Consider the following 3,667-nt stretch of genomic DNA (forward strand, 5'->3'; position numbering starts at 1 on the left):
TTTGCAATAATCTAGGTAATTAGAAATAATAGTATAATCCATGATAGTCTCCTTTAACGATAATGACGCTATTATAGACTGATTTATACACTTTGTATAGTGATAATAAATTGTTATCGGTAGGAGAAGAAATTATGGATACATTACATAAATTTGAACAACTGTATAATGACGCTGTTTCTACATATAAAAATCAACTTCCTTTGTGTGCTGCTGAGAATGTTGTATCACCATTTTCTAAAATTATGCTATCTTCATCACTGCAAGAAAAATATCTTCTAGGGGCAAGTTCAACCTATCAAGAAAATAATTTTTTAGGAAGTGATAAACTTTTTGAATTTAATATTTTTTTAAACCAGCTGTGCTCTGAGTTATATGGTGCAAAATATGCAGATGCACGTACCCTATCTGGTATTAATGCTGTTACGTCTTTATTGATGACTTTATTCGAGGTAGGAGATATTATATATATTTCAAGTGATGAATATGGCGGCCATACCTCAATAAAGAAAATATGTCGAAGATTAGGGTTAATTACTAGATATATTCCTTATGATTATGATAAGTTAGATTTTGATTACGAACAATTAAATAATGCTCTAACAGAGGAAAATCCGAAAGGAATTTTGGTCTGTCTCTCTGATGTACTATTCCAGCCTAAGTTAGAAAAGATTGACTTACCTGAAGACTGTATATTATTGTACGATGCAACCCAAACTTTAGGTTTGATTGCAGGTAAAGAGAATAAAAATCCCTTTGAACATTTCAATAGTAGAAATGATAATTTCATTATGTTTGGTGCTACACATAAGACTCTTCCTGGAGTAACATGCGGGCTTATACTAACAAATAATCCAACTCTACTTCAAAAATATGAAACCATCAATCCAGATTACTTAAGAAATACTCACTTCCATCATATTCTTAGTTTAATAACTACTTTGATAGAGTTTGAAAAATTTGGAAAAGCATACTCTCAAAATATCAGATATATGAACGAAAGGCTTTCTCAAAAGTTACTACAGAGTGGATTTAATCTCGTTGGTGGCGAACGGTGCTCCGAAACTCATCAAATATGGATTTCCTTCTCTAATCAAAATGAATTGAGCGCCTTTTTCGAAGCATGTTGTCGCTATGGAATTTCTGTGACAAAGCGAGAAAAGAAAGTTTACAATGACTTTGGGATTAGGATTGGATTACAAGAAATTGCTCGCTATAATTGGGAAACAGACATTATTGAAACTATAGCTATCATATTTACTGCAATCAAAAATAACATGCCTAGCGAGGAAATCACTAAGCATGTTAATAACTTTTTAAACGCAAAACGGACTCTAAACTATACTTTTTCAGAAGCGCAAGTTAATCATTTTAAGAAAAGTTTACATGACTGTTAGAGGTATAAAACAAAAATGCTTTTTCGATAATTTTTTAGCAATATTAGAAGTATCACAATACTCTAGCTGACTAGCATATTTAGAAATTTTTGCAAGCATGTCATAATCGTTTGTAAGATAATAATAAACTAATTGGAATTGCATCATATTCAGCATAGACTCTGTTTGAGTTGCTCGGAGAATAAAATTTAGATCTTTCTGTGTAACTCTAGAGTGCTGTGTCTTTAATAATATCTTACCAATCATAGCATTATGATATAAGTTAGTGTCCCCTACATTCTTTGAAAATTCAATTGCCTTTTCATAGTAATTACAACTTGTCTGATAGTCTTTATTAGAAGACTGTCTATAGAAACGTTCACGATATAGTTCACCTGCTTCAAAATAATAATCATATAGGATTCGTGATTTGCTAATTTCTAAGCTCTTAATATTTTGTATTAGGAGCTTTTCTGCTTTCTTAAAATCTTTACAGATTCTACGATAAAAAATAATATAATGTCGTTGAGCAAATAATAATATTTCACTATTAGGATTCAAACTGTCTATTTTATTTCTCATCTTTTCAAATGATTCTTTTATGTCTTTTTTTCCTTGAAACATATCTATTGAAAAAGATGAATATAACGAACGAATTTTAAAATAACTATCTTGACTAGTATTGGAAAGTACTTTAAATTCCCTCGAAACTTGTTTCAAATTCTCACCGATGTGTCTCTTACAATGCAAGATTAAATAGTTACAGCGTTCTAGTTGCTCAGAAGATAATGTACTTGTTACTAATAGTAGTTCTAAGTTATCAATAGCCTCTTGGAATGAATTTGTTAAGTGCAAGAGATCACAGAAGTTTATCTTATAAGATATTGCTTCGGTTTGAACATCTCTATAAATTAGTCTACTTTCAAACAAATCAGAATCATTTATCCTATCAATAATATCTTTTGCGTAGTTGTAATCTCCAATTCTTAATAAAGAAGAAATATAGCAGTCAAAAAAACAATCAATAATTTTATCAAAATCAAAAAAAGGTTGAATACCGTTTTGTAAAATTACCTCACCTAAATATAGCAAATACTGATATTCTCCATTGATGTATAACTGCTTTAATATTTGAACAAAGCATGAATAATCATTTTTCATTTCGATAGGCATTCGTAGTGACAACTCTAAAAAGTTTTTAGGACTGTGTATTTTATAGTATTCTAATAATTTCACATACACATTTTCATTCTTTAAGTGTGAAAGGTACTGCTCAGCAATTTGAGAGTTTAATTCAATAGTCTTTGTAGTTTGTTCAAATTGAATTAGCCCCTTTGATGCTAAGGATACTATAAGACTAATATCGAAAGTGGAGAATAGTTTCTCAGTAAAGTTATAATATAGAATTTTGTTCAAGGCAATTGCCTGCAAGACGTCTTTCTCCTCGGAGGAACAATTGGCTAATTGGGAGTATATAACCTCCATGAGCTCATAGTTAATTGGGTGATGATTTGTTTTAAACAGATAATCCACATATACAGGGATGCCTTCAGTTAAGGTAAATACTCTTGAAAGATTGTCTTCGTCTATATCCAACCTACGTAGCTTTGCTAATTCAGTAACTTGTTTAGCATCAAAATTTTTAATTTCTATTTGAGATGATTCCTTAGGATTAATATAATTTAAACCCATTATAATTTTGTATTGACTGTGATAGTTATCTAGGAAAAAATTAATGATATCGGCATATTGTGATGGCACAATATTATCTAGAATAATCAAACATTTTTTACGACCAAGGAGACTATTAAGCCAATTATAAAAATCAAGTGGATTAGTTATCGTTATTTCAGAAATCTTCTCCAATTCATCAAATAAATTTTTCTTTTCTAAATCGATATACAATGAAAACTTAAGGAATTTTTCATTTTTATCAATGATTCTATCATGTAGCTTTTTCAGTATAATTGTCTTACCACGCCCTAAAGCACCGTATACAATAGTTACTTTTTGCTCTTTAATGAGTTCTTGAAGAATTACTTGAATCTCTAAATCCCGTTTTAAATAGACTTCATTTTGTATATATTGCTTTTTCTTGAAAATATTCTGGCGTTTTTTGTATTTTTGTAATAACCTTTGTGGAATTTTGAATATGAACAGCATGACCGATATCATGATAGATAAAATTATTGGTATGAAAATTTGGTAAAAATTGGGATATTTTGCTAGAAACTCCTCCAAATATTTAAGCAATTTGACTCTCTCCTACCGATAACAATTTATTATCACTA

General features: G+C 29.9%; 2 protein-coding genes. One reads left to right on the forward strand and one right to left on the reverse strand.

All coding sequences use genetic code 11. The features are described from left to right. The first annotated feature begins 134 nt into the window (after positions 1-134). Positions 135-1,397: an aminotransferase class I/II-fold pyridoxal phosphate-dependent enzyme gene (locus tag ACOMA9_RS09715; RefSeq protein WP_421425372.1), complete on the forward strand. Its 1,263-nt coding sequence runs from the start codon at positions 135-137 to the stop codon at positions 1,395-1,397. On the opposite strand, the gene ACOMA9_RS09720 is transcribed toward ACOMA9_RS09715, so the two are convergent. Then, positions 1,383-3,629, reverse strand: coding sequence for a hypothetical protein (locus tag ACOMA9_RS09720; protein ID WP_371507343.1), 2,247 nt, complete (start codon positions 3,627-3,629; stop codon positions 1,383-1,385). The genes ACOMA9_RS09715 and ACOMA9_RS09720 overlap by 15 nt on opposite strands. Positions 3,630-3,667 lie beyond the last annotated feature (38 nt).

Origin of the sequence: Streptococcus atopicus (assembly GCF_049166725.1) — a bacterium.
GTDB lineage: Bacteria > Bacillota > Bacilli > Lactobacillales > Streptococcaceae > Streptococcus > Streptococcus hominis.